The following is a 25,754-nucleotide window of genomic DNA, read 5'->3' on the forward strand; positions in this document are numbered from 1 at the left end:
GGCTTGACGGACCTGGACGAGTCGGCCCCTTCTAGCAACAAGATGGTGTCGCCCGATCCCACCTTGCCACCTCCACCGCGGTGTCGTAATAGGTGGCGCCCTGCCCTATGTCCGCCGCCCCGTCGGACGTGACGGCGTTGGCGTTCTCGCCATCGGCAGACATCTTTTGCCACCAGATCGATGGCGCCACCAGCACGCCAGGGCGCACTTTTTCCACCACGCGGGCATCCACCTCGAAAGCGCCGCGCGCGTTGAAAACGCGCACGCGATCGCCGTGCACGATGCCGCGTGCTTGAGCGTCCGCGGGATTGATTTCTACCCACGGTGGGCCGATCTCGCGCGCCAGCGATGCGATGGAGGAGAAGCTCGAGTTCAGGTAGTGGCGCGCTGGCGGCGTGAGGAGCATCAAAGGAAAGCGCGCCGCAAGCGCGGGATTGCCCAGTACGGACTCGCGTGGCGGGATGAACTCTGGCACGGCGCTCCAGCCCTGCGCCGCAGCCGATGCGCTTTCGAACTCGCAGCGGCCCGAGGGAGTGGGGAAGTTGCCATCGGCAAAAGGCGCGAAGCGTTCGGGCAGGTCGAGTCGGCGCCAGCCGTCGCGGCGCAGCGAGTCGAAGTCAAGCGTCGCATTGACCGGCGCTGTCAGGTCGTGCGCTTCGCGCGCGATCTCCTCATCGCTTTGGCGAAAGCAGGCCTCGTCAAAACCCATGCGCGCCGCCAGCCGACGGAACAGCTCCGCGTTCGACACAGCTTCGCCCAGCGGCGCGATGGCCTGTTCGTTGAGCATGGTGTAGAGCGTTCCGTAGGGGCGGTGAACGTCCAATTGCTCCAGCTGCGTGGTGGCGGGCAGCACGATGTCGGCGTAGTCGCAGGTGTCGGTCAGGAAGATCTCGTGCACCACGGTGAACAGGTCCTCGCGCAACATGCCGCGGCGCAGCAGCGTGTTGTTGGGCGCCACGGCCATGGGATTGGAGGCGTAGACGAACAGGGCCTTGATGGGTGGGTCGTTCAGCTCGGTCAGCGCCTTGCCGATCTGCGCCATGTTCACCTTGCGCGGCGGCGGGTCGGGCAGCAGGTGCCGGCCGTCGAGCGCGGCCAGGTCGGGCGCATGCGCGCCTGCGTTGTCGAGCAGCACGCCGCCCGCAGGCTCGCGCCATGCACCGGTGAGCGCTGGCAGGCAGGCGATGGCGCGCACCGCGTTGCCGCCACCGGCATGGCGCTGCAGGCCGAAGTTGACGCGGATGGCGGATGCACGCTCACCACCGTACTGCCGCGCCAGTTGGCGCACGTCGTCGGCCGCCAGCCCGGTGATGCCGGCCACCACTTCGGGCGTGAAGGCGGCAGCGCGCGCCGCCAGGGCCTCATAGCCGAGCGTGTGCCGCGCAATGTAGTCGTGGTCGAGCAGGTCCTCGGCGATCAGCACGTGCATCAGGCCGAAGGCCAGCGCCCCGTCGGTGCCGGGCAGCGGCGCCAGGTGCCAGTCCGCCTTCTCGGCCGATTGCGAACGGTAGGGGTCGATGGCGATCACCCGCGCGCCGTTGCGGCGCGCCTCGGCGATGCGCGTCCACAGGTGCAGGTTCGAGGTGATGGGGTTGGTCCCCCACAGGAGGATGAGCCGCGACTCGGCGAAATGCGTGATGTCGGTGCCGATCTGCGCTCCGACCACGGTGTTGTAGCCCATGCGGCCGGCGGTGGCGCACAGCGTGCGCTCGGGCAGCGAGGCGCCCAGCCGGTGGAAGAAACGGCGCGGCATGCCGAAGTTGTGGACCAGGCCCAGGGTGCCCGAGTAGGCGTACGGGAAGATGGCCTGCGGATCGTCGGCGGCGATGGCCTGCAGCCGCGTGGCGATGGTGTCCAGCGCCTCGTCCCAGCCGATGCGCTCGAAGCGCCCCTGGCCGGGGCCCTTGCCTCCGACGCGGCGCATCGGATGGAGCACCCGGTCGGGGCTGTAGGTGCGTTCGAGGTAGCGCGAAACCTTGGTGCACAGCACGCCCTGCGTGGTCGGGTGCGCCGGGTCGCCCTTGACCTTGGTGGCGACGCCGTCCCGCACGGTGATCAGCATGGCGCAGGTGTCGGGGCAGTCGTGCGGGCAGGTACCGTGCACCGTGACTTCCATGCCCGGGTCAAGATCGGTACGGCTCATTAAAGGCCTCCATGAAGAGCGCCGCCAGGTCCTCGCGCGTCAGCGGGCGCGGGTTGGTGGGGGTGGAGTGGTCGGCCAGTGCGCCGCCAACGACCTGCTCCAGCGCATCGGCTGGCACGCCCATGGCGCGCAGGCTTGCGGGCAGGCCCAGCCGCTGGTTGAGCGCGCGCACCGCTTCGGCCAGATCCGCGTCGACGCCCAGGCCGAAGGCGGCGCGCAGGCGCACGTACTTGTCGCCCACGTGGGCCGCGTTGAAGCGCAGCACCGCCGGCAACAGCACGGCGTTGACCGTGCCGTGGTGCAGCGACGGCGCCGTGAGCGCGCCCAGCGGGTGCGCCAGCGCATGCACCGCGCCCAGGCCCTTCTGGAACGCCAGGCCGCCCTGGATGCCGGCCATCATCATTTCCCAGCGCGCCTGCCGGTCGTCGGGATGCGCCACGGCGCGCGCGATCCAGCGCCACGCGCGTGCAGCGCCGTCGAGCGCAATGGCTTCGGCGGGCGGGTTGATGCGCGGCGACAGGAAGGTCTCGATGCAGTGCGTGAGCGCGTCCATGCCGGTGCCGGCGGTCAGCGCGGCCGGCATGCCGAGCGTGAGGTCGGGGTCGCACAGCGCACGCCTGGGCAGCAGGTGCGGGCTCACGAACACCAGCTTGCGGCCGTCGCGCAAGCGGATCAGCGCACCGCGTCCGACCTCGCTGCCGGTGCCGGCGGTGGTCGGTACGGCGACGATCGGTGCGGCGTGTGCGCCGATGAGGGGCATCGCCGCCATGCCGGCGTAGTGCGCGAGCGGACCTTCGTGCGTGGCCATCAGCGCGACGCCCTTGGCCAGGTCGATCGGCGAGCCGCCTCCGATGGCGACCAGGCCGTCGCAGCAATGCGCGCGGTAGCACGCGGTGGCGGCCTCCACCGCCTCTTCGGTCGGGTTGGGCGGGGTCTCGGCGAACACGGCCACGCCGTCCGGCGACGGCAGCAGCGCACGGATGCGCGCCAGGATGCCGGCGTGCACGATGCCGGCGTCGGTCACGAGCAACGGCCGGTGGATGCCGAGCGCGGCCAGTGTGCCGGGCAGCAGCGCGACGGCACCGGCCTCGAACTCAATGTGCGTGAGGTAGTGGATGGTGGTCATGTGGCGTGCGCCTGCGTGGGATTCCATTGCTGTCCCGGCACCGCAGCGATCAGGCGTTGGGTGTAGGCATCCTGCGGGCGGTCGAAGATCTGCTGGGGGCTGCCGCGCTCGACGATGCGGCCCTGGTGCATCACCAGCACCGTGTCGCACACCTGGGCCGCCACGCGCAGGTCGTGCGTGATGAAGACCAACGCGATCTGCAGCCGCTGCTGCAGTTGGTGCAGCAGCGCCAGCACCTGCGCCTGCACCGACACATCGAGGGCCGACACCGACTCGTCGGCCACCAGCACCTGCGGGTCGAGCGCCAGCGCCCGGGCGATGCCCACGCGCTGGCGCTGGCCGCCAGAGAACTCGTTGGGATAGCGGTCGAACGACGAGGCTTCCAGCCCGACCAGCGCCAGCAGCTCGCGCGCCCTCGCCTCGGCCTCTGCGCGCGTCTTGCCGCTGGCCACCGGGCCATCGCTGACGATGCGGCCCACCGTCTGGCGCGGGTTGAGCGAGGCGAACGGGTCCTGGAAGACCATCTGGATGCCTTTGCGCAGCGGCCGGAAGGCGTGCGCAGACATCGCGGCGATGTCGCGGCCGTTGAACAGCATCTGCCCGCCGTCGACATCGACCAGCTTGAGCAGGCACTTGCCGATGGTCGACTTGCCGGAGCCGGATTCGCCGACGATGCCCAGCGTCTCGCCACGGCGCACGGTGAAGCTCACGTCGTCCACCGCCCGCACCACGCGCCTGGCGCCGAACCAGCCGCCGCCGCTGGCGTAGGTCTTGCTCAGCTTGCGCACGTCGAGCACCGGCGGGCTTTCGGCCACCGCGTCGCGCAGGCCGGTGCGCCGGCGCGGCACCGCGGCGATCAGGCGCTGCGTGTAGGGATGCCGGGGCGCGTTGAGCACCTGTTCGGCGTGGCCGACCTCGACCAGCACCCCCTTCTCCATGACCGCCACGCGGTCGGCGATCTCGGCGACGACGCCGAAGTCGTGGGTGATGAACATGACGCCCATGGCCGTGGCCTGGCCGTCGCTGCCGGCGCGCCTGCTGCGCTGGATGGACTGGATCAGCGCGAGGATCCGCGCCTGCGTGGTCACGTCCAGCGCGGTGGTCGGCTCGTCTGCGATGAGGATGGCCGGCTCCAGCGCCAGCGCCATCGCGATCATCACGCGCTGGCGCTGGCCGCCGGACAGGCGAAACGGATACGCTGCGCGCATGCGCTCGGGGTCCGGCAGGCCGACGAACGCCATCAGCTCGGCCACCCGGCGCTCGACCTGCACCGCGTCGCTGACGCCGTGTACCTGCAGCACCTCGGCGATCTGCTGACCCACGCGCATCACCGGGTTGAGCGCGGACAGCGGCTCCTGGAAGATCATGCCGATGGCGCTGCCACGCAGCTTGCGCAACTCGTCCTCGGGCAGAGTGAGCAGATCGCGGCCCTGGAACAGGATGCGGCCAGCCGAGGGCTGCATGTAGCTGGGCAGCAGGCCCATGACCGCGTTGGCGCTCATCGACTTGCCAGAGCCGGACTCGCCCACCACGCACAGGATCTCGCCGGCATGCAGGGTGAGGTCGATGCCCTGCACGGCGAAAGCGCGGTCGCCGCCGCCCGGAATCGGGATGGACAGGCTCTCGATCTGCAGCAGCGCGCTGCCCTGGCCGGCGCTCATCGCTCGCCCCGGTTGCGCAGGTGCGGGTTCAGCGCGTCGTTCAGCCCCTCGCCGATCAGGTTGACGGCCAGCACCGTCAGCAGGATGGCCAGGCCGGGCAGGAAGCTCATCCACCAGGCCTCGCGGATCATGGTGCGGGCAGCGCCGATCATGAAACCCCAGCTCATCAGGTTGCGGTCGCCAAGGCCCAGGAACGACAGGGCCGACTCGGTGAGGATGGCAGTGGCGATCATCAGCGAGGCCGTCACGATGATGGGAGACATGGTGTTGGGCAGGATCTGCGTGAAGATGATGCGCGGCGCGCTCTGGCCGATGACCACCGCCGCCTGCACGAACTCGCGCGAGCGCAGCGACATGAACTCGCCGCGCACCAGGCGCGCTACCGGCGGCCAGGACACCACCGCGATGGCCGTGATGATCGAGGCCAGGCTGGGCTGGAAGATGGCGACCAGCACCACCGCCATCGCCAGCGTCGGGATGGTCTGGAAGAACTCCGTCAGGCGCATGAGCACATCGTCGATGCGCCCGCCGTAGTAGCCGGCGACGGCGCCGATCGAGATGCCGATGAAGGTGGCCACGGCGGTGCTGACCAGACCGACCAGCAGCGACACGCGAGCGCCATGCGCCAGGCCGGCGGCCACATCGCGCCCCAGCATGTCGGTGCCCAGCGGGTAGGCGACATCGGTCAGCGGGTCGAGCAGCGGCTCGGCGACCGCGTTCCAGGGGCTCGCTGGAAACACCCAGCCAGCGCACAACGCGACCAGCACCACCACGCCGACGATGGCCAGGCCGACCACCGCGCCCTTGTTGCGCGCGAAGCGATGGAAGAAGGCTTTCATGCGGTGGCCTCGATGCGCGGGTCGACGAAACGGTAGAACACATCGGTCAGCAGGTTGACCAGCACCACCAGCGCCGAGGTGACCAGGAACACGCCCATCAGCACCGGGTAGTCGCGCTGGATCAGCGCGTCGAACATCAGCCGGCCAATGCCGGGCCAGGCGAACACGGTCTCGGTGAGCACGGCGCCGCCGAGGATCTGCCCTGCCTGGATGCCGGCGAAGGTGAACACCGGCAGCATGGCGTTGCGCAGCACGTGGCGGCGCGTGATCTGCCTGCGCGGCACGCCCTTGGCGCGCGCCGTCTTGACGAAGTCGAGCGAGGCGACCTCCAGCATCGAGGCGCGCGTCAGCCGCGTGTAGATGGCGGTGAAGAACAGGCCCAGCGTGGCCACCGGCAGCACCATGTGCTGGAGCACGTCCCAGGCGCGCGCCGTGCCGGTCAGGCCGCCGCCGATGGTTTCCATGCCGAAGGGTGGCAGCCAGTCGAGCCGGATCGAGAACACCAGCATCGCCATCAGCGACACCCAGAACAGCGGCGTGGCATAGAACAGCAAGGCGCCGGACATGATGAGGGAGTCGGCCAGCTTGCCGCGCCGCGCCGCCGCCATCACACCGAGCAAGATGCCCAGCAGCAGCGACAGGACGAAGGCCGATGCGCTCAGCAGCAGCGTGGCAGGCAGGCGCTCGAGGATGAGTTCGCTGACCGGCAGGTTGTTGCGGTATGAAAACCCCATGTTGAAACTCAGAACGCCCTTGACGTAGAGCCACAGCTGCACGTACAGCGGCTGGTCCAGCCCGAACTGCTGGCGCAGCTGGGCCAGGAACTGCGCGTCGCCGGCGCCCGATTCCCCGGCGATCACCGTGGCCGGGTCCCCCGGCGCCAGGTGGATCAGCAGGAAATTGAACACCACCACGCCCAGCACCACGAAGGCCGCCTTCAACAGCCGCTTGAGGAAGAAGTCGAGCGTGTTCATCGCGGTCAGGGGGCGTGCATCACTTGGCGATCCAGACGTTGTCCAGCGTCTCGTTCAGCCCGATGCCCGTGGTCACCAGGTTGTGCACCTTGGTGCGGTAGAGCGTGGCGTACTGCATCTCGACCAGGTAGCCCACCGCCACCTCATCGACCAGGATGCGCTGCGCCTCGGAGTACATGCGCTGGCGCGCATCTGCGCCCTTGAGCAACGGCGCCGCGCCCAGCAGGCGGTCGACCTCGGGATTGCTGTAGCCGTGGTTGTTGCCGAACGGCGTGCCCTTGATGATGTTGGTGCTGACGTAGTTGCGCGTGACGCCGATGGCCGGGTCGGCGTACTGGTAGAGAAAGTTCATCGTCAGGTCGAAGTCGAAGTCCGACACCTTCTTCGCCCAGCCGCCCGGGTCGGTCGCCTCGATGGTCACCTTGAAGCCGAGCTGCTCCAGCTGCTGCTTGGTGTACTCGCCCAACCGGTCCCACACCGAGCCATAGGGAATGGGCAGCACCTTGATGGTGTAGTCGCCGGGCTTCACGCCCGCGTCGGCCAGCATCTTCTTGGCTTTGGCCATGTCGTAGGGGTAGGCGGGCACGTTCTTGTCGTAGTACAGCGTGGCCGACGAGATCGGACCGGTGGCCACCTTGCCGACGTTGAAGAAGATGTTCTTCACGACGAAGTTGCGGTCCATCGCATGCAGGATGGCCTGGCGCACCTCCTTCTTGTCGAAGGGCGCCTTGCGCAGGTTCATCTGCAGCCACAGGTTGGGCGAGAACATCTCCCAGCCGGCGGTGGTCACGCCGACGTTGGGCAGCTTCTGCAGCCGCCGCACCTCGAAGTTTTCGACGTCGCCGCCGCGCAGCACGTCGACCGTGCCGCGCTCGAAGGCCACCGCGCGCGAGGCCGCATCGGGGATCACGCGCAGGTAGATCTCCTCCAGGTAGGGCAAGCCCGGCTTGAAGTAATCGGGGTTCTTCACCAGGTGGATGTAGGCGCCGCGTTTCCACTCCTTGAGCTTGAAGGGGCCCGTGCCGATGGGCGTGTTGTTGGCCGGGTTGATGCGGTAGTCGGTGCCGTCGTAGATGTGCTTAGGCACCATCGGCATCGTCGACACCTCGAAGGCGTAGATGAAGGGGTGGAACGCCTCCTTCAGCCTGAACACCACCTTGTCGTCGCCGTCGGCCTTGACCGACTCGACACGCTGGTTCATCAAGGCGCGCAGGCGCGGGTGCACTTCGCGCAGGAATTTGTCGGCCGAGAACACCACGTCGGCCGAGGTGAAGGGTTTGCCGTCGTGCCACTTGACGTTCTTGTGCAGCACGAAGGTGTAGGTCAGCCCGTCGGGCGAGATGGTCCACGCACTGGCCAGCGAAGGCAAAGGCTTCAGGTCGGGGCCGTAGGTCAGCAGCGATTGGTAGATCTTGCTGGCGGCGAACTGCGTCGGGCCAAGCTGGTTCAGGCCCAGCATCAATGACGGCGGCTCGGGCTGCACCAGCATGTTGAGCGTGCCGCCCGCCACAGGTTTTTCCTGCGCCGCGGCCAGGCCGGGCAGTTGCGCGAGAAGGATGCCTGCGCCGGCAAGCAGGAGCCGCACGAGGAGGCAGCGTTTCTGTGCATTCATGGGAGTTTTCCTTCTGGTGGTGCGCACGACGGGGTGGAGAGCGAACGGAGATGGCGCACAACGTCGGCGGTGGCGGCGGGGTAGCCGTCGGCGGTGTGGGTGATGTGGCTGGCCAGCAACTTGTGGAGCCGAGGCAGCGCGTGGAAGGGCACGGCCGGATACGCGTGGTGCTCGACATGGAACGGCATGTTCCAGGCGAAGAAGTGCACGAAGCGGTTGGTGAACGTGGTGCGCGTGTTCTCCAGCATGTCGGGTGAATTCGCGCAGCCGGTGTGTTCGGCCAGCAGGTACGGACGCAGGAACAGCTGGCCGGCCAGGAGCGGCACGACCCAGAGCCACAGCGCCGCGAGCGAGCCGGCCAGCACCGAGGCCGCGACCACCGCCGCGTAGCCCAGCAGGTACAGGCGCGCCTCGCGCACGATTAGCGCGCGCTTGTCTTCTGGCACCCAGGGCACGCTGACCTTGCCGCGCACGCCGTGCGCGAACAGCAAGCGGGCGCGACCGATCCAGATCGGCATGCCGGTCCACAGCCAGGCGATGCCCAGACGGGTGTGCGGCAGCGGCATGGCGAGCTCGGGGTCTTTCTGCGGATCCTGCGTGTGGCGGTGGTGCACCCAGTGGTAGGCACGGTAGTACTCGTAGGGCAGGAAGATGGCAAAGGCGGCCACGTGCCCGAGCAGGTAGTTCCATGCGCGGGTCTTGAAGGCCGTCTGGTGCGCGGTCTCGTGCACGGCGGTGAACAGGAAGGCGATGCAGTAGCCCTGCAGGAGCGTGAGCGGCACCGCCCAGACGGTGCCGAGCGCATGCCACAGCGCGGTGCCGCCGAGCGCGATGGCGCCCAGGTGGCCGAGTGCGCGGCGGGCAGCGGGCCCATCGTTGCGCACCGACAGGGGCAGCAGTTCCTGTGCTTTGAGGCGGAAGGTGGTCATGCGGCGAGCAGCGCCTTGACGCGCGTGTCGATGAAGGTCCGGTCTTCGGGCTGGTGGATGGGATGGGGGTTGCCCGCGCGGTGGCCCCAGACGGAGGGGATCGGGGCGAGCTCGGCGTGGCGCAGATGCGCCAGCTCGGCGCGGTTGTCGTCAACCTGGAAGTACAGGTCGTGATCGCCCGGCATGAGCAGCACGCGGGCGCGGATGGCGCCGAGTGCTTTCGCCAGGTCGCCGCCGTAAAGGCTGTTGGCGCTGATGTCACCGGCCTGCCAGGTGCGCAGCTGCGCCAGCAGGTCGGCCGGGTCGCGCCGCGCGAAGGTCGTCTCCCACGCGGTCACCAGGTAGTCCTCGAGCGAGGATGCGCCCAGGCCGCGCCACATCTCCTCGCGGTAGAAGGTCTGCGACAGCGCCCACCCGGCGTACACCCGGCCCATGGCGCGCAGGCCGCGCACCGGCCTCTCGGTGAAGACACCGTCGCGGTAGGCGGAGTCAGCCATCAGCGCGTGCGCCACGCCTTCGATGAACACGCGGTTGTGCGGCGCGCAACGCGCTGCGCCGCACACGACCGCGATGCGCTCGACCGCTTCGGGAAAGAGCGCCGCCCAGTGGTAGGCCTGCATGGCGCCCATCGACCAGCCGTAGACCAGCGCCACGCGCTCGATGCCCCACAACTCCACCAGCATGCGGCGCTGCACGTGCACTGCATCGCAATAGGTGACATCGGGGTAGCGCGAACCAACATCCGGCCAGGGCGTGTTCGACGGCGAACTCGACAGGCCGTTGCCGAACAGGTTGGCAATGACAATGAAGTACTTGGATGGGTCAAGCGCGCCACCCTCGGACACCATGAACTCGATGTCAGCGTGCTGCGCGCTGTAGGACGTGGGGTAGAGAATGACATTGGAACGGTCTGCGTTCAGCGCGCCGAAGGTCTTGTAGACGAGCGTCATCCCGCGAAAGGTGCGGCCGGACTGCAGCACCACATCGCCGGCCTGGAATACGCCCATGTCGGAGCGCGCGCGAGATGCATCGGATGCGGGCATGGTGGCAGTGGTCCTCGTCCTGGATTGGTGCGTCGGCCGTGGTGTTGAATATCTATACTCAGCGTACAGCAATACAGACGCAACATGCATGCCACACAGCCCTCCCCTGGCGCCCTCCCTGCGCAGTGCCCTGAAACGCCGCGCCGGCGTGGCAGGCCGCGGTCTGAGGTGGCGGCCACTGCCGTGCTCGATGCCGCCTACCGCCTGAGCGCCACCGAGGGCCTGCGTGGCGCCACGATCCAGGCCATCGCCGCCGCATCGGGCGTGTCAAAGATGACCATCTACAAATGGTGGGAGGGGCGGCTGCAGTTGCTGATCGACGCCTACATGCGCCAGGCGACGCTGCTGCTGCCGCTCTCGGAAGCGATGCCGCCGGCCGACGCCATCCACGCCCACGCGCAGCAATACCTGGTGGCGCTGCACGGCGACCTGGGTCGGGTGCAGCTCGCGGTGCTGGCCGAGTGCATGGCCGAGACCGGCAACTCCGAAGTGTTCGTCGCGCGCTACCTGCGCATGCGCCGCAAGCTGGGCGTCAGCGTGATCCGGCGCGGCCAGCGCGGCGGCAGCATCGCCTCGCAGCGCCCAGCAGAAGCGCTGTACGACCAGATCTACGGCACGATCTTCTACCGCTTCCAGTTCGGCCTGGGCGGGTTGGACAAGGCGTTTGTGGCGAACCTTGTTGCCACCACCTTCTCTGCCTAGCACGCCCCGAAATGGCTCGCATTGGTCGATCAGGGCTTCTGGCAGATTGACGGTTGGAGTGCAGATGCACGGCCGTGGAGCGGGGATCCTCCGTAGCGCCGCCATGTTCTTCAGAGAGGCGGCGTGGTTTCCAGTTCACCAGAACCGTTCTGTCCGTCAGCTCTCGGCACTCACGCCTGTCGCTCCGAAGCGTTCGTTGTAGATCTCCGTCACCCGCAACCCTGCTCGGCGCAGATCTTGTAACTGTCGGCGCTGTTGACGCTGTTGACGCTGATCCAGCCCTTCAGCGTGTGCTCCTCCAGCTTGCCGTCAACCTCGAAAAGATAGGGAAACAGGTCGGGCCGGGATGCCGAAAAGAAGTTGACGCCGATGTGCTGCGCCAAGTCGGACGGAGTCAGCGGTGAGCCATGTGCGGCGAGATAGGCCGGGCTCGCGCAGGTGACTTGCGGCACCAGTGCGAGCCGTCGCGTCACCAGCGACCAGTCACGCGGCTCGCCCGCGCGCACCACACAGTCCACGCCTTCGCGCACGAGGTCTACCAATCGGTCGCCGCTGCCGATGGCGAGCTCGATGTGCGGATAGCGCGCATGGAACTCGCCGATGCGCGGCAGCAGCAGCTCGTTGGCTGGAGTTCCATGGATGTCGATGCGCAGCCGCCCGCGCGGATTGACGGCCGACTGCGCGAGAGAAGACTCCGCATCCTCGAGCTCGCTCAGCAGGTGCCGCGAGCGCTCGTAGAAGATTGGCCCTCGACTGTGGTGCGCACCTGCCGGGTGGTGCGTTCGAGCAGCCGCACCTGTAGCCGGGCCTCCAGTTTCTTGATCGCGTGCGTGGCTGTCGCGCGCGGAATGCCGAGCACGGCGGCCGGTGCGCCACCCATGGCGCTGGAAGGTGTCCTGCTTGCCCATCGAGCCGAGTTGTTGGGCCTCTCCTTGACAGCCATCGACTCATGTGCGCCCGCGCGGCGGCTGCACCGCTGCGGCCGCCTGAGCGGCTCCTGCGACCAAGGTCCAAATCTGTTGCCGGGTCCCCAGCGATGTCTATCCGCCCTGCAGTCGCCAGTCTTCGAAGCAGAACATCGAGATCCGCCAGGATGGTCCGGACCGCAGCCCGCAAGCCGCTGCCCGAGGCCGCCGCACCGGGTTATTCTTCCATGCATCTAGTCCGTGGCATGCGGCGATCGGCATAGTGGTATGTGGTCCTGGACGCCGTGTTGGTATTCGTTGAGCCTGCAAACGCTGCAGGCAGCCCGGCCTCGCAGTTTCCAGTTGTGCGTTCCCGACTTTGCGGAAGGAAACGGACTGTGGGGCACGGCGAAAAACTTCGATTGCGCCGTCCCGCTGGATGCACTGAGTGCCCAAGCCAGCCATGGGGCTTTCGCCGATTGAGAGACACAGGTGACTCGTCGAAGCCTCCGCATCAAGTCCTGGCCTATCTCGGTGAGGTCGATGCGGCCTGTCCTCGGCAAGGCGGGCGGATGCGGCAGTCCAGAACATCACCGCCCAGCCACTGCGCAGGCCCCACCTCGCGCTTCAACGGACCGGCTGGGCCGCCTTCTTCGCTGCAGGAGCCGCCCGCGGCTTGGCCGACTTGGCGACGGCCCGGACAGCGGGCTCGGCCCCTGGCCCTGGTTCGACCACAACCTCTCTTGCCGTCAGCGCCTCGGAACAGACCGAGCACGTCAACACCGGATCGAAGTGGTGCCCGCAGGTGGTGTGCCGATGCAAGACAGGCCGGCCCTTTTTGCCGGCCATGTGCATGTCGCCCCAGTGCACGATGGACATGATCACCGGGTGCAGGTCCAGCCCCTTCTGCGTCAGCCGGTACTCGTGGCGCACGGGGTTGGTCTGGTAGGCCATCTTCGTCAGCACGAAGTTGTCGACCAGCTTCTGCAAACGGTCGGCCAGGATGGGGCGGCCGATGCCCAGGCGGGCATGGAAATCGTCGAAGCGCCGCACCTTCATGAAACAGTCGCGCAGGATCAGCAGCGTCCAACGGTCACCGATCACCGACAAGGTGCGGGCCACCGAACACGGCTGCTCAACCAGTTCATCCCACTGCATGGCTCACCCATATCCGCCTGAACGGCAGTCCAAGACAACAAGGATTCCATTTTAGTACCCATCCAGTCGTCGACGCACAGAGCGTGGGCCGTGGCGTGCAGCCCAGCCAGCGCCCTCATTGCTCGCGGCCCAGCGCCACGTAGCGTTCGAGGTGGTGATCGGCATCGCCCAGTTGGTGGTCGATCATGATCAGCCGCTTGGCCGCCTGGGCCGCTGGCAACTCCTGCGTCATGCCGATCCCACCGTGCATCTGGATGGCCTCTTCTGCCACGCGGATGCCGTTCGTGCCCAGGGTGTACTTGGCGGCCGACAGGGCCTGCTCGCGCAGCACGCGTGGCTGATCCAAGGCCGCCGCGGCATTGATCACTGCAGACCGCGCCTGCTCGATGTCGATCAGCAGATCCACCATGCGGTGCTGCAGGGCCTGGTTGGCGCCGATGGGGGCGCCGAACTGCACGCGCGTGGCAAGGTAGTCTGCCGTCGCGGTCTTCAACGACTCCATCAGACCCAGCCCTTCGGCGCACAGCGCCAGGATGCCCAGGCCGGCCACCTGCTCGACGATGTCGAAGCCCTGCTCGGGGCCCGCCACCAGCGTGTCAGCGCCGAGCTTCACATCGCGCAATTCGAGTTCGGCCGCGCGGCCGCCGTCGATCAACGGGTAGGCGCGCAGCGTGACACCGGGCGCGTCCAGCGCCACGATGAAGAGCGCGATGCCGGTCGGCTCGGTGCTGCCGCCGCTCACGCGGGCGCTGACGAGCGCATGGGTGCAGGCCTCTGCGTCCAGCACCACGGACTTGCTCCCGTTCAACGACCATTCGCCAGCCGACAGTTGCGCCCTGGTTTCCACATGCGCCAGTGCATCCCGCGAGCCCGACTCGTGGTGGGCAAAAGCCATGAGGGTGTCGCCCGCCACCACGCCGTGCCGGGCCGCATGGCCAGCCAGCGCGAGCGCCCGGCCGCACACCAGGTTGCCGAGCAGGGGCTCGACGACGAGGTTGCGGCCCAGGGCCTCGAACACCACCATGGTGTCGAAGCCGGTGCCGCCATAGCCGCCATCCTTGTCGTCGAACAGCGCGCCGAGGGCGCCCAGTTCGACCATCTGGGCCCAGGTGCCGCGGTCGTGGCCAGGCGCCAGGCTGCTGCGGCGGCGCACATCGCTGCCATAGCGCTCGGAGAAGTAGCGGTTCAGCGTGTCGCCCAGCATCTGGCACGTTTCGGTGTGTTGGAAGTCCATGGTCAGAGCCGCAGGGTTGTCTTGGAGATGATGTTGCGCTGGACCTCGTTGGATCCGCCGTAGATCGTCAGCTTGCGCAGGTTCAGGTAGGTGGGGGTCACCGCGGGTGCCAGTGGGTCGCCGATGGGCGCCAGCCCGGGGTCGTCTTCCATCAGCTCGGCCAGGTAGGGGCGTGCGCTGGAGCCGATCGCGCGTCTGGCCAGCGCGCTGATCTGCTGGCGGACCTCCGTGCCGCGGATCTTCAGCATCGAGCTTTCCGGCCCCGGCACCTCGCCGCGCGTGGCTGCCGCCACCACCCGCATCGCGGTCGTGCGCAGGTTGGACAGTTCTATTTCGACACGCGCCACGCGTGCCGCGAAGAGCGGGTCGTCGGCCAGGGGCTTGCCGCTCTTCATCTCGCGGCGGGCCAGCGCCTTCAGGGACGCCATCGCCGCGGAGGAGGCGCCGATGCCCGCCATCGAGGTGCGCTCGTAGGTCAGCAGGTACTTGGCATAGGTCCAGCCCTGGTTCTCTTCGCCCACGAGATTGGCGACCGGCGCGCGCACGTCGGTGAAGAAGACTTCGTTGACCTCGTGGTCGCCGTCCAGCGTGATGATGGGGCGCACTTCCACGCCGGGCGACCTGAGGTCGACCAGCAGGAAGGAGATGCCCTGCTGCCGCTTGGCCGACTTCTCGGTGCGCACCAGGCAGAACATCATGTTCGCGTGCTGGCCGAGCGTGGTCCAGGTCTTCTGGCCGTCAATGACGTAGTGGTCCCCCTCGCGGATGGCGGTGGTCCGGATGTTCGCCAGGTCGGATCCCGCGCCCGGCTCTGAATAGCCTTGGCACCACCAGTCTTCGCCGCGCAGCATGCGGCCGAGCCAGTGCGTCTTTTGCTCTTCGCTGCCGTACTTGATCAGCACCGGGGCCAGCATGTTCAACCCGAAGGGGATGGGCGAAGGCGCATGCGCCATGGCCATTTCCACCTCGAAGATGAAGCGCTGCGCTGCCGACCACCCGGCGCCGCCGTGGGCCACCGGCCAGTGCGGCGCAAGCCAGCCACGACGGCTGAGGATGGCCTGCCAGCGCTCGATCTCGGCCTTGCCGAGGCGGCGGCCAGCTGCAACCTTCTCGGCAATGTCGCGCGGCAACTCGTCGGCGAGGAAGCGGCGCACTTCGGCGCGGAACTCTTCTTCTTGCGCTGTGAATGCGAGATTCATGGCGGGCCTTTCAGGCGCTGGCCTGCGCAGCGACGCGAGGCGACGCGGGCTGCACCATGGAGGACAGGCGCGCGGCAATGATCTCGCCGGCCTGCGCCATGATGCGGTCCATCAGGGCGGCGACGGTCGGCACGTCATGGATGAGACCGGCAACCATGCCGCAGCTCCAGGCCCCTGCGTCCATCTCGCCCTTGTACATGACGCGCGGATAGACGCCCGCCACCTGTTCCAGCACATCCTCAAAGCGGATCGCCGAGCCCAGCTCGCGCTCCTTGGCGAGGATGCGCTCGACGCCGGCGTTGTTGAGCACGCGCTCGGTGTTGCGCAGCGGCCGCATCACCAGCCGGGTGTCGAGTTCGCTCGCCGCCACAATGGCCTGCTTCACGTTGTCGTGCACCGGCGCCTCCACGGTGGCCACGAAGCGCGTGCCCATGTTGATGCCCTCGGCGCCCATCGACAGGGCCGCCACCAGCGAGCGGCCATCGGCCATGCCGCCGGACGCGACGAAGGGCACCTTGAGTGCATCGGCCGCCAGCGGCAACAGGACCATGTTGGGCACGTCGTCCTCGCCGGGGTGGCCGCCGCACTCGAAGCCGTCGATGCTGAGCGCATCCACACCGATCGACTCGGCCTTCAGGGCATGGCGCACCGAGGTGCACTTGTGGATCACCTTGATGCCCGCCTCCTTGAACAGCGGCATCCACTTGGACGGATTGTTGCCAGCCGTCTCGACGATGCGCACACCACCGTCGACGATGGCTTTGATCAATCCAGGGTAGTCGGGCGGCACCACCGCGGGCAGGAAGGTGACGTTGACGCCGAATGGCTTGTCGGTCAGCTCGCGGCACCGGCGGATCTCGGCGGCCAGCTTCTCGGGGGTTCCCATGGTCAGCCCCGTGATCAGGCCAAGGCCCCCGGCATTGGAAACCGCCGCTGCCAGAGGGGCCTGCCCCACGCAGTGCATGCCTCCCTGAACGATGGGACGCTCGATGCCGAACAGATCGGTGATACGGGTACGCAGGACAACGCTCATCAGATGCTCCTTTTAAAATACTCAGTACGTTTTTAACACTCGTCATTCATAAATTTATGCTCGTTTGCACTAGTGGACCATGCGGCAGATAGTCAAGAAACTGCGCGCAAGAATAATGTGCGTTCTTTTTTAAAACTGTAAGGAGACAAATGAGCCCTACTCCACACGCCTCGCCTGCAGGCGAGAGCCCGGTGCCCCCCGCGGCTCTGGGCGTTCGGTTTGCGCCCAAGGAAGTGCTGCTGGAACGCCGTGCCGACGGCAGCATCCTGCTGCGCTCGCCCATCGCGCTGAGCGGTTGCGCTGACAACATCGTCGACTACCTGGAGCGCTGGGCTGCAGCCGTGCCCGACAGGGTCTTTCTGGCGCAGCGCGCACCCGGTGGCGGCTGGGAAACCCTGCGCTACGCCGAAGCCTGGCGGCGCGTGCAGGGGGTGGCGCAGGCGCTGCTGGCGCGCGGGCTGACCGAGCAGACGCCGATCGCCATCCTCTCCGGGGCTTCGCTGGAGCACGCCGTGCTGACCTTCGCCGGCATGCTGGTAGGCATTCCGGTCTCGCCGGTGTCGCCCAACTACACGCTGCTGCCCGCAGCACGGCCACGGCTGGCGGAGATCGCCGAGCTGCTGCAGCCGGGGCTGGTGTTCGCACAGGACGCCGAACGCTTCTCCGGTGCGCGCACCGTGCCAGCCCTCGCCAGTGCACCCTGGCTGAGCGCAAGCGCTGGCGTGCCCGGCGTCGACACCCTCGCCAGCCTGTACGACACCGCGCCGGGGCCTGCGGTGGCGGCGGCCCGCCGCACGGTGCAGCCCTCCACGGTGGCGAAGATCCTGTTCACCTCCGGCTCGACCGGTGCGCCCAAGGGCGTGCTCAACACCCACGGCATGCTGTGCAGCGCAGCGCAGGCCAGCGGGCTGGTGGTCTCGAGCGAGCAGGTTCCGGTCGGGCTGGATTGGCTGCCCTGGCACCACACCGTGGGAGGCAACGCCACGCTGCACGGCATCCTGCGCGAGGGCGGCACGCTCTACATCGACGACGGACGGCCCACGCCGGGCGAGTTCCACAAGACCATCGAGAACATCCGCGAGGTGCGCCCCACATCGTTGCTGAGCGTGCCATCGGCACTGCAGATGCTGGCCGACGCACTGGAAGCCGACGACGGTCTGCGCGTGGCTTTCTTCTCGCGCCTGCGCCGCATGAACTACGCCGGCGCGAGCCTGCCGCAAGAGGTGTGGAACCGCATGCAGGCACTGGCCGTGCGCACGCTGGGCCAGCAGATCGCGTTCGGCGCGGGCTACGGCACCACCGAAACCGGCCCCGGCATCTCCGTCACGCACTGGCCCAGCGAGGGCGGTGGCGAGATCGGCCTGCCCTTGCCGGGCCTGACGGTGAAACTGGTGCCGTTCGAGGACCGCTTCGAAGTGCGCGCACGCGGCCCGAACGTGACGCCGGGCTACCTTCGTCGCCCCGACCTCACCGCCGCCGCATTCGACGAAGAGAACTTCTACCGCGTGGGAGACCTGGTGCAGTTCGCCAACCCCGACCGGCCCGAGGACGGCCTGCGCTTCGCGGGCCGCCTGAGCGAGAACTTCAAGCTCAGCAACGGTTCGTGGGTGGCCACCGGCGACCTGCGTCTGGCGCTGGTCGAGGCTTGCCAGCCACTGCTCACCGACCTGGTGATCGCCGGGCCAGACCGCGACGACATCCGACTGCTGGCGTGGGTACATCCTGCAGAGCGCCAGCATGCCGGTGCCAACGCCGAGGGCGAGCTGGCACCGCCAGCCTATGCGGCCATCGCAGCGCGTGTGGCCGAGCGGCTGCGTGCCCACAACCGACAGGCCAGCGGCCCCACCCACCGCGTGGCTGCCTTCCGCATCCTGCACACGCCGGCATCCATCGGCGCCGGCGAGACCACCGACAAGGGCTACGTGAACCAGCGCGGCGTGCTCGCCTGCCGTGCCACGTGCGTGGCCGAGCTCTACAGCGCCGAGCCCGGGCCAGAAGTCATCCGGATCTGACGCTGCAAGCCCATCACCGAGGCGCAACACCGCCCCCCGCCTTTCAACCCCGCACTGGAAAACCCATGGACACAGTGAAATTCTTCTTCGATTTCGGCAGCCCGAACGCCTACCTCTCCCACAAGGTCATCCCGGCCATCGAAGCGCGCACCGGCGCGACCTTCGAGTACGTGCCTGTTCTGCTCGGGGGCATCTTCAAGGCGACGGGCAACCAGTCGCCAGCCACGGCGTTCGCCGGCATCCGCAACAAGCCCGAGTACGAGCGACTGGAGACGCAGCGCTTCATCGCCAGACATGGCCTCTCGGCCTTCAGGTCGAACCCGCACTTCCCGGTGAACACGCTGCAGCTGATGCGCGGGGCGGTGGCTGCGCAGGCAGCCGGTGTCTTCGAAACGTATGTCGAGGCGGTCTACGCCTGCATGTGGGAGCGCGGGCTGAAGATGGACGATGCTGCCGTGTTCCGGGACGCGCTGGTCGAGGCCGGCCTGCCGGCCGACCGCCTGCTGGAGCTGAGCCAGACCGGCGAGGTCAAGGCGGGGCTGATGGCCAACACAGAAGCGGCCGTGGCTGCCGGGGCATTTGGCAGCCCGAGCTTCCTGGTCGGCCGCGAGCTGTTCTTCGGCAAAGACCGCCTGCGTGAGGTCGAAGAAGAGATCGTGCGCCAAGCAGGCACGGCCGCGTGAACACCATACACCCGATTCTTGCCATTGCAGTTCAGAAAGGAAACCAACATGTCTGAAAACCAACCCAAGAAGGTCTGTCTCGTCATCGGCGTCGGCGACGGTGTCGGCGCCGCCATCGCCAAGGCGTTTGCATTGGACGGCTTCGAGATCGTGATCACGCGCCGCGCGCGCAACCTGCCCGATCTCGAAGTCATTGCCCAGAACATCCGCGACCAAGGGGGCGTGGTGCACGCCCGGGGTGTCGACGCACGGTCCGAGGAAGAAACGGTCGCGCTGTTCCAGGAGATCGAACGCGACATCGGGCCACTGGAGGTGGTGGTGTTCAACATCGGCGCCAACGTGCGCTTCAGCATCGAGGAGACCACCGCGCGCGTGTTCACCAAGGTCTGGGAGATGGCCTGCTTCGCCGGCTTCCTGGCGGGACGCGAGGCGGCCAAGGCCATGGTCCCGCGCGGGCGCGGCACCATCATCTTCACGGGCGCCACCGCCAGCCTGCGTGGCCGTGAAACGTTCTCTGCCTTCGCTTCCGCCAAGGCGGGCCTGCGGGCGGTGGCGCAGAGCATGGCGCGTGAACTGGGCAAGAAGAACATCCATGTGGCCCATGTCGTCTGCGACGGTTCGATCGAGGGCGTGTTCGCCCGAGAAAACATCGCCGATCTCGAACAGCGCCTGGCCGAAGACCGGATCCTGAAACCCGACGACATCGCACTGAACTACGTGAACCTGCACCACCAGAAGCGCTCGGCCTGGACCCATGAGCTGGACCTGCGGCCCTGGAGCGAGAACTGGTAGCCAGAACTCGCGATACCCCTGCACGCCTCGCGCAAGCAGGCGTGCGCCCAAGACAACAAGCAGGAGACAACACATGAAGTTCGGAACATGGATGAAGCTGGCCGCCACGCTCGGCCTGATGGCGTCGTGCGCCCTGGCCGCTGCGCAGTCGAGCTGGCGCATCGCCACCCTGTCGCAGCCGGGCTCGCTGTCGGCCAACACCGTCGACGACATGGCTGACAAGATCACCAAGGGATCGGGCGGCGCGATCAAGGCCGAGCGGCTGTACATGACCAACGAGCAGGAGATGGTGGCGCAGCTGATGCGGGGCCGGCTGGAGCTGGGCGCGCTGTCGAACATCGCCACGACGGTGGTCATTCCCGAGATGGCGCTGCTGGGCATGCCGTACCTGTGGCAGAGCGAAGCCGAGCGCGACTTCGTCACCGACAACTACGCGCTGCCCGTGATGGCGCGGTTGTTCGAGGCCAAGGGCCTGGTGATCGTCGGCCTGGGCGACGTGGGCTGGACCAACGTGTTCTGCAAGAAGGCGTGCCTCACGCCTGCCGACGTCAAGGGCATGAAGGTGCGTGTGTCGCCATCGGCCGCCTCCAAGGTGTTCTGGGGCTCGCTCAACACGAACGGCGTGCAACTGCCCTTCTCTGAATTGATCCCCGGGCTCGAGAACGGGCTGGTCGAGGCTGGCGAGCTTCCTTTCACCATCTATGGCAGCACGCCTGCGACGCAGAGCGCTCCGCACTACGTGATGACGCGGCATGCGCACCTGGGCTCGACCACGGTGATCAACAAGGCCCTGTGGAACAAGCTCACGCCCGAGCAGCAGAAGCTGGTGGTCGATGCCCGGACACCCGTCGCGCGCGTGCGCAAGCTCGTTGCCGAAGACGAGGTTCCGCGGATGGAAGCCTTCAAGGCCAAGGGCGGCTTCGTGCACGAGCTCAGCGCGGAGCAGCGCGCGGCGTGGGCCAAGCTGGTGGAGCCGAACCAGGCGAAGTTCGTGGCCGAGGTCAGCGGGCCAACCTCGGAACTGTGGGCCGCGCTGCAAAAGGGCAAGCGCGACTTCGCTGCGCGGAGCGGCAAGTAGCAGCGCTGCCAGACGGCGCTCACACATCGGTGCGTGATCGCTTGCGCCGCCGGCCAACGCGGGCGGTGCGGGGCGGGCCACGCCTGTCGAACTTGAATCTGGAGATGCAGTGGAAACGACAAAACTGGTCTTGAAAGGCCTGCGGTACCTGGAGGCCTTCATCTGCGTGGTGGCGTTCTCCATCGTCGTGATCGCTCTGATGAGCGACGTGATCGGCCGGGAGGTGTTCGGCCACGGTGTGTTTGGTGCGCAGCGCGTCGCGGTGTGGGCGACGGCTGTGGTGGGCCTGGTGGGCTTCGCGCTGGTGACGTCCGAGGCCGGGCACCTGCGGCCGCAGTTCGCCGACCGCTGGTTGCCGCGTGCGGCCGAGCCGGGGCTGAACCGCGTGGCGGATGTGGCCTCCGCGCTCATCTGCGTCTTTCTGGGCTACTACGCCGTGCTGTTCGTGCGCAGCTCGTTCGAGTTGGGCGAGCGCGGCGTTGGCATCCCCATCGAACTGTGGCCGCTGCAGATCATCTTGCCGTGGATGTTCCTGTCCTCGGCAGTTCGTCACCTGAGCTTCGCCGTCTTCCCGGCCTTGAAGCCTCTGCCCAAGACGGAGCACTGACATGGTCTGGCTCGGAATGCTGGCGCTTGCGCTGGGAATGTTGGTGCTGCGCCAGAGCTTGGTGCTGGTGCTGGCGATGGTGACGGTCTACATCCACGTCTTCGTGGCAGACGGCAAGGTCGAGTACCTGATCCAGGACTTCTGGTTCGCAGCCGACCGCGAGGTGCTGCTGTCGATTCCGCTGTTCATGTTGGCCGGCAACGTGATGTCGCGCGGCTCGATCGCGCGCCGGCTGGTGAACTTCATGCACGCCTTCACCTCGCCGATCCCCGGCGGGCTGGCCGTGGCCGCGGTGCTGTCGTGCGCGGCCTTCGCGGCGATCAACGGCTCGTCGATCGTGACCATGCTCGCGATCGGTTCAATCATGTACCCGGCATTGACCGCCAGCGGCTATTCGGAAAGGTTCGCGGTGGGCGCGATCGCGTCTGCAGGCACGCTCGGAATCATCATTCCGCCGTCGATCCCGCTGATCCTCTACGGCATCATGACCGACGTCAACATCGCGCACCTGTTCCTGGCCGGCGTCGGCCCCGGGCTGCTGCTGATGGCGATGTTTGCGGGCTACTCCTTCTGGGTCAACCGCAAGATGCCGCGCGAGCCCTTCAGCGCGGCCGGCGCATGGCGCGCCACGCTCGGCGGCATCCTGGCCATCGCGCTGCCAGTGATCATGATGGGGGGCATCTACACCGGGCGGTTCAGCCCGACAGAGGCCGGCGCCGTCGCACTGGCCTATGCGCTCGTCATCGAGTTCTTCGTGCATGCGCGCGCCGAGACCCTGCCGGCGCCTGCTGGCACGGGCCCGGTGGGGCGCCTGAAGCACCACCTGGCCACGCGCGAGATGGATCTGCGCCTGCTCGGCACCGTGGTCCTGGAGACGAGCCGGCTGCTGGCCATTTTGCTGCCGCTGCTGTGCATTGCGAGCAGCCTCAACACCATCCTGGACCACTCGGGCGCACCCAAGCAGATGGTGCAGCATCTGATCGGCAACATCGACAGCCCATGGGTGATCATGGTGGGCATCAACCTGCTGCTGTTGGTCGCAGGCTGCGTGATGGACGTCGGCTCGGCGATCCTGATCTTCGCGCCGTTGCTCAAGCCTCTGGCGCAATCCATCGGGGTGGATCCGGTGCACTTCGGCATCATCATGATTTCCAACCTGGAAATCGGCTATCTGACCCCACCGGTCGGCCTCAACCTGATCGTTGCCATGGCTGCTTTCAAGGTGTCCTTTGGCACGGTGATCCGCTCCGTGCAACCCTTCATCGCCATCATGGCTGCATGGCTGGTGCTCGTGATCGTCTACCCAGCGATCTCGCTGTTCTTGCTGCGGTGATGGCCTGCGGGCCGATCCGACAACCGCTTTCTTGATCGCGCTGCACGCGATCGGTGGATGGACATGGCGTGTTGGAGGACGCCGTCCGTCCTCGGTAGGCTTGGCCCCAGCCGATCGCCCGGGATGCCAAGGCTTTCAACGCCCCGATGTCTCGAGCCTGCGTGCAAGCGTCACCGGCAGGATCGAACCAGGCAAAGGCGGTTCACGACATTGCGAAGCGGTCTACGCCCGGTTCTTCAAGTCGGTCCAGCAAACAAAAAAGGCACTTAGCGAACCCGCTAAGTGCCTGTTTCGTCTACCAAATTTGGTAGGCGCGATTGGAATCGAACCAACGACCCCCACCATGTCAAGGTGGTGCTCTAACCAGCTGAGCTACGCGCCTGTCGTAAGCCCACGATTATAGCCACGGTTTTGGGGCTCTGTCACCTTCGGTTCAAAAAATTATCGGCGGCGCGCGGAGCGCACACCCTGCACATCGGCCACCACGCCCAGCACACGCGCCAGGCGGGCGGCATCGGCGACCTCGACCGTGAAGGTCATCCAGGCCGTGCCCTTGACGGACTGCGTCTGCACACCGATCACGTTCATGCGCTCCTTGGTGAAGACATCGGAGATGTCGCGCAACAGGCCTTGCCGGTCGGCCGCTTCCACGGCGACGTCGACCGGGTACACGGCCTTGGTCTCCTGGCGCTGCAGGCCCCATTCGACCTCGATCACGCGCTCGGCATTGCGCGCGGCCATCTCGCGCAGGTTGCTGCAGTCGGCGCGGTGGATGCTGACGCCCTTGCCGCGCGTGACGAAGCCGACGATGGCGTCCGGCGGCGCCGGCTTGCAGCACTTGGCCAGCTGGGTCATCAGCGAATCGATGCCCACCACGAGCACGCCGCCCTTGTGCGCGCCGCGCGCCTTCTTGAGCAGCGGCGCCTCGTCCTGCGGCGGCGCAGCGGGGCGCAGCAGCAGTTCGATGTTGCGCAGCGAATACTCGTCCTTGCCGACGACCTCGAACAGCCCGTCGGCCGACTTGAAGCCCAGCTGCGTGGCGATGTCGTCCAGCTTGAACGCGGTCTTGCCTTCGCGCTGCAGCAGTTTCTCGACGGCCTCGCGCCCGCGGGCCACCGTGGAGTGCAGCGCGGCGGCGTTGAACCAGGCCCGTGCCTTGGCGCGTGCGCGGTGGCTGGCCAGGTAGCCCAGCTCGGCATTGAGCCAGTCGCGCGAGGGGCCGCCTTCCTTGGCCGCCGTGATCTCCACGGTCTGGCCGTTCTGCAGCGGCGTGTTGAGCGGCACCATCACGCCGTCAACGCGCGCGCCGCGGCAGCGGTGGCCGAGGTTGGTGTGCAACGAGTAGGCGAAGTCCAAGGGCGTGGCGCCGGCCGGCAGTTCCACCACGGCCGCATCCGGGGTCAGCACGTAGATGCGGTCGCTCAGCAGGTCGACGGCGCCGCTGGACGGCAGGCCCTCGGGCCGCATGGCGCCCGAGAGGTCGCGCTCCCAGGCCAGCAGCTGGCGCAACACGGCGATCTTGGCGTCGTAGGCACCGCCGGCCGAGACCCCGGCATAGCCCTTGGCACCGGCCTCCTTGTAGGCCCAGTGCGCGGCGACGCCGTGCTCGGCGTGGTCGTGCATGGCCTGGGTGCGGATCTGGATCTCGATCGGCCGGCCCGCCTCGTCGCCCTGCAGCTGCGGCCGCACCACCGTGTGCAGCGACTGGTAGCCGTTGCCCTTGGGCTTGGCGATGTAGTCGTCGAACTCGCCCGACACCGGCTGGAAGTGCGCGTGCACCCAGGCCAGCACGGCGTAGCAATCGGCCACGGCCGGCACGATCACGCGCAGCGCGCGCACGTCGAAGACCTGGGCGAAATCCAGCGACTTGCCGCGCATCTTCTTGACGATGCTGTAGATGTGCTTGGGCCGGCCCTGCACGGTGGCGGCCAGGCCCTGGGCCCGCAGCTCGGCCTCGACCGAGGCGCGCAGCTGGGCCATGCCGGCCTCGCGCTCGACGCGCTTTTCGTCCAGCAGCCGTGCCACCTCCTTGTAGGTCACTGGCTCCAGGAAGCGGAAGGCCAGGTCCTCCATCTCCCACTTGATCTGCCAGATGCCCAGGCGATTGGCCAGCGGCGCGAACACCTGCAGCGACTCGCGCGCCATGGCCTCGGCCACTGGCGTCTTGCTCGCGGCGTGCCAGCGCAGCGTCTGCAGCCGCGAGGCGAGGCGCAGCATGACCACACGCAGGTCGCGCGAGAAGGCCAGCAGCATCTTGCGCACGGTCTCGGTCTGCACGCCGGCGTCGTCGACCAGGTGCCCGGACGACAGCGCGCCGCGCGACAGCCGCTGCACCCGCATGAGCTGGGTGGTTTCCACGGCCAGCGTGGCGAAGTTCTCGCCGAAGGCCTTGGCGATCACCTCGTGCGGCCGGTTCAGGTGCACGCAGGCGTGCACCAAGTAGCTGGCGGCCTGCATGGCCTCGGAGCCGCCGACGTCGCGCAGGATGGCGGCCACGGCGTCAGCATGGGCCAGCGTGTTCTCGCCCGAATCCAGCGTCTCCTCGGCGATCAGCGGTTCGGCGAAGGCGCGCGCGCGCGCCAGCGCATGCACCTGGTCTGCCAGCGTGCGTTCGCTGGCCGCAATCAGGTCGTTGACGGGGACGGGCGTGGTCAGCGGCCCTGTGGGCTGCGCAATGGAAGCCTTCACATC

Annotated in this window: 22 protein-coding genes and 1 tRNA gene; 7 read left to right on the plus strand and 16 right to left on the minus strand. The window is 67.6% G+C overall.

Annotated elements, in window-relative coordinates; all coding sequences use genetic code 11:
- Nucleotides 1–31: 31 nt before the first annotated feature.
- Genes DES41_RS00720 through DES41_RS00755 form a run of 8 tightly spaced genes read right to left on the minus strand, consistent with a single transcriptional unit; the run spans nucleotide 32 to nucleotide 10,327 of the window.
- Complete coding sequence (locus DES41_RS00720) at nucleotides 32–2,143, minus strand: molybdopterin-containing oxidoreductase family protein (protein WP_245965529.1); 2,112 nt, start codon at nucleotides 2,141–2,143, stop codon at nucleotides 32–34.
- Nucleotides 2,124–3,269: an iron-containing alcohol dehydrogenase gene (locus DES41_RS00725; RefSeq protein ID WP_114465015.1), complete on the minus strand. Its 1,146-nt coding sequence runs from the start codon at nucleotides 3,267–3,269 to the stop codon at nucleotides 2,124–2,126. The genes DES41_RS00720 and DES41_RS00725 overlap by 20 nt, the downstream gene beginning before the upstream one ends.
- Complete coding sequence (locus DES41_RS00730; RefSeq protein ID WP_114465017.1) at nucleotides 3,266–4,930, minus strand: dipeptide ABC transporter ATP-binding protein; 1,665 nt, start codon at nucleotides 4,928–4,930, stop codon at nucleotides 3,266–3,268. Before DES41_RS00730 ends, DES41_RS00725 begins: the two co-directional genes overlap by 4 nt.
- Nucleotides 4,927–5,769: an ABC transporter permease gene (locus DES41_RS00735; RefSeq protein ID WP_114465019.1), complete on the minus strand. Its 843-nt coding sequence runs from the start codon at nucleotides 5,767–5,769 to the stop codon at nucleotides 4,927–4,929. The genes DES41_RS00730 and DES41_RS00735 overlap by 4 nt, the downstream gene beginning before the upstream one ends.
- Complete coding sequence (locus DES41_RS00740) at nucleotides 5,766–6,743, minus strand: ABC transporter permease (protein WP_114465020.1); 978 nt, start codon at nucleotides 6,741–6,743, stop codon at nucleotides 5,766–5,768. The genes DES41_RS00735 and DES41_RS00740 overlap by 4 nt, the downstream gene beginning before the upstream one ends.
- Before the next feature lie 19 nt (nucleotides 6,744–6,762).
- A complete protein-coding gene (locus DES41_RS00745) occupies nucleotides 6,763–8,355 on the minus strand; it encodes an ABC transporter substrate-binding protein (protein ID WP_114465022.1) in 1,593 nt (530 codons plus the stop codon).
- On the minus strand, nucleotides 8,352–9,284 hold the full coding sequence (locus DES41_RS00750; RefSeq protein ID WP_114465024.1) for a fatty acid desaturase: 933 nt from the start codon (nucleotides 9,282–9,284) through the stop codon (nucleotides 8,352–8,354). The genes DES41_RS00745 and DES41_RS00750 overlap by 4 nt, the downstream gene beginning before the upstream one ends.
- The gene (locus DES41_RS00755; protein ID WP_114465026.1) at nucleotides 9,281–10,327 is read right to left on the minus strand and encodes an alpha/beta fold hydrolase; all 1,047 of its coding nucleotides are present in this window, start codon (nucleotides 10,325–10,327) and stop codon (nucleotides 9,281–9,283) included. The genes DES41_RS00750 and DES41_RS00755 overlap by 4 nt, the downstream gene beginning before the upstream one ends.
- 168 nt (nucleotides 10,328–10,495) lie before the next feature.
- Here DES41_RS00755 and DES41_RS00760 point away from each other — a divergent pair, with 168 nt between their 5' ends.
- A complete protein-coding gene (locus tag DES41_RS00760; protein WP_211332865.1) occupies nucleotides 10,496–11,029 on the plus strand; it encodes a TetR/AcrR family transcriptional regulator in 534 nt (177 codons plus the stop codon).
- A 209-nt stretch (nucleotides 11,030–11,238) separates the two neighbouring features.
- On the opposite strand, the gene DES41_RS00765 is transcribed toward DES41_RS00760, so the two are convergent.
- The 6 genes from DES41_RS00765 to DES41_RS00785 form a co-directional block, all read right to left on the minus strand.
- A complete protein-coding gene (locus tag DES41_RS00765; RefSeq protein ID WP_425466336.1) occupies nucleotides 11,239–11,772 on the minus strand; it encodes a LysR substrate-binding domain-containing protein in 534 nt (177 codons plus the stop codon).
- Nucleotides 11,742–12,188 carry a helix-turn-helix domain-containing protein gene (locus DES41_RS39790; RefSeq protein ID WP_425466324.1) on the minus strand — a complete coding sequence of 149 codons (447 nt, stop codon included), beginning with the start codon at nucleotides 12,186–12,188 and terminating at the stop codon, nucleotides 11,742–11,744. Before DES41_RS39790 ends, DES41_RS00765 begins: the two co-directional genes overlap by 31 nt.
- Before the next feature lie 373 nt (nucleotides 12,189–12,561).
- Complete coding sequence (locus DES41_RS00770) at nucleotides 12,562–13,092, minus strand: winged helix-turn-helix transcriptional regulator (protein ID WP_114465029.1); 531 nt, start codon at nucleotides 13,090–13,092, stop codon at nucleotides 12,562–12,564.
- A gap of 115 nt (nucleotides 13,093–13,207) precedes the next feature.
- Nucleotides 13,208–14,326 carry an acyl-CoA dehydrogenase family protein gene (locus tag DES41_RS00775; protein WP_114465031.1) on the minus strand — a complete coding sequence of 373 codons (1,119 nt, stop codon included), beginning with the start codon at nucleotides 14,324–14,326 and terminating at the stop codon, nucleotides 13,208–13,210.
- Nucleotides 14,327–14,328: 2 nt separating this feature from the next.
- A complete protein-coding gene (locus DES41_RS00780) occupies nucleotides 14,329–15,525 on the minus strand; it encodes an acyl-CoA dehydrogenase family protein (RefSeq protein WP_114465033.1) in 1,197 nt (398 codons plus the stop codon).
- Nucleotides 15,526–15,535: 10 nt separating this feature from the next.
- A complete protein-coding gene (locus DES41_RS00785) occupies nucleotides 15,536–16,546 on the minus strand; it encodes an NAD(P)H-dependent flavin oxidoreductase (RefSeq protein WP_114466764.1) in 1,011 nt (336 codons plus the stop codon).
- A 161-nt stretch (nucleotides 16,547–16,707) separates the two neighbouring features.
- Between DES41_RS00785 and DES41_RS00790 the strand changes: the two genes are divergently transcribed.
- The 6 genes from DES41_RS00790 (at nucleotide 16,708) to DES41_RS00815 (ending at nucleotide 23,063) form a co-directional block, all read left to right on the plus strand.
- Nucleotides 16,708–18,570 carry an AMP-binding protein gene (locus DES41_RS00790; protein ID WP_114465035.1) on the plus strand — a complete coding sequence of 621 codons (1,863 nt, stop codon included), beginning with the start codon at nucleotides 16,708–16,710 and terminating at the stop codon, nucleotides 18,568–18,570.
- A 65-nt stretch (nucleotides 18,571–18,635) separates the two neighbouring features.
- On the plus strand, nucleotides 18,636–19,253 hold the full coding sequence (locus DES41_RS00795; protein ID WP_114465037.1) for a 2-hydroxychromene-2-carboxylate isomerase: 618 nt from the start codon (nucleotides 18,636–18,638) through the stop codon (nucleotides 19,251–19,253).
- Nucleotides 19,254–19,301: 48 nt separating this feature from the next.
- Complete coding sequence (locus tag DES41_RS00800) at nucleotides 19,302–20,045, plus strand: SDR family NAD(P)-dependent oxidoreductase (RefSeq protein ID WP_114465039.1); 744 nt, start codon at nucleotides 19,302–19,304, stop codon at nucleotides 20,043–20,045.
- 73 nt (nucleotides 20,046–20,118) lie between these two features.
- Nucleotides 20,119–21,123 (plus strand): TRAP transporter substrate-binding protein, encoded by a 1,005-nt coding sequence (locus DES41_RS00805; RefSeq protein WP_170168061.1) that lies wholly within the window; start codon nucleotides 20,119–20,121, stop codon nucleotides 21,121–21,123.
- A gap of 109 nt (nucleotides 21,124–21,232) precedes the next feature.
- Nucleotides 21,233–21,730 (plus strand): TRAP transporter small permease, encoded by a 498-nt coding sequence (locus DES41_RS00810; protein ID WP_147282784.1) that lies wholly within the window; start codon nucleotides 21,233–21,235, stop codon nucleotides 21,728–21,730.
- A gap of 1 nt (nucleotide 21,731) precedes the next feature.
- On the plus strand, nucleotides 21,732–23,063 hold the full coding sequence (locus tag DES41_RS00815; RefSeq protein ID WP_114465045.1) for a TRAP transporter large permease: 1,332 nt from the start codon (nucleotides 21,732–21,734) through the stop codon (nucleotides 23,061–23,063).
- A gap of 305 nt (nucleotides 23,064–23,368) precedes the next feature.
- On the opposite strand, the gene DES41_RS00820 is transcribed toward DES41_RS00815, so the two are convergent.
- Together DES41_RS00820 and DES41_RS00825 are read right to left on the minus strand one after the other, a co-directional pair.
- A tRNA-Val gene (locus tag DES41_RS00820) sits at nucleotides 23,369–23,445 on the minus strand.
- Between the two features lie 59 nt (nucleotides 23,446–23,504).
- Nucleotides 23,505–25,751: a RelA/SpoT family protein gene (locus DES41_RS00825; protein WP_114465047.1), complete on the minus strand. Its 2,247-nt coding sequence runs from the start codon at nucleotides 25,749–25,751 to the stop codon at nucleotides 23,505–23,507.
- Nucleotides 25,752–25,754: the final 3 nt, after the last annotated feature.

The organism is Pseudorhodoferax soli (assembly GCF_003337555.1).
Lineage (GTDB): Bacteria > Pseudomonadota > Gammaproteobacteria > Burkholderiales > Burkholderiaceae_C > Pseudorhodoferax > Pseudorhodoferax soli.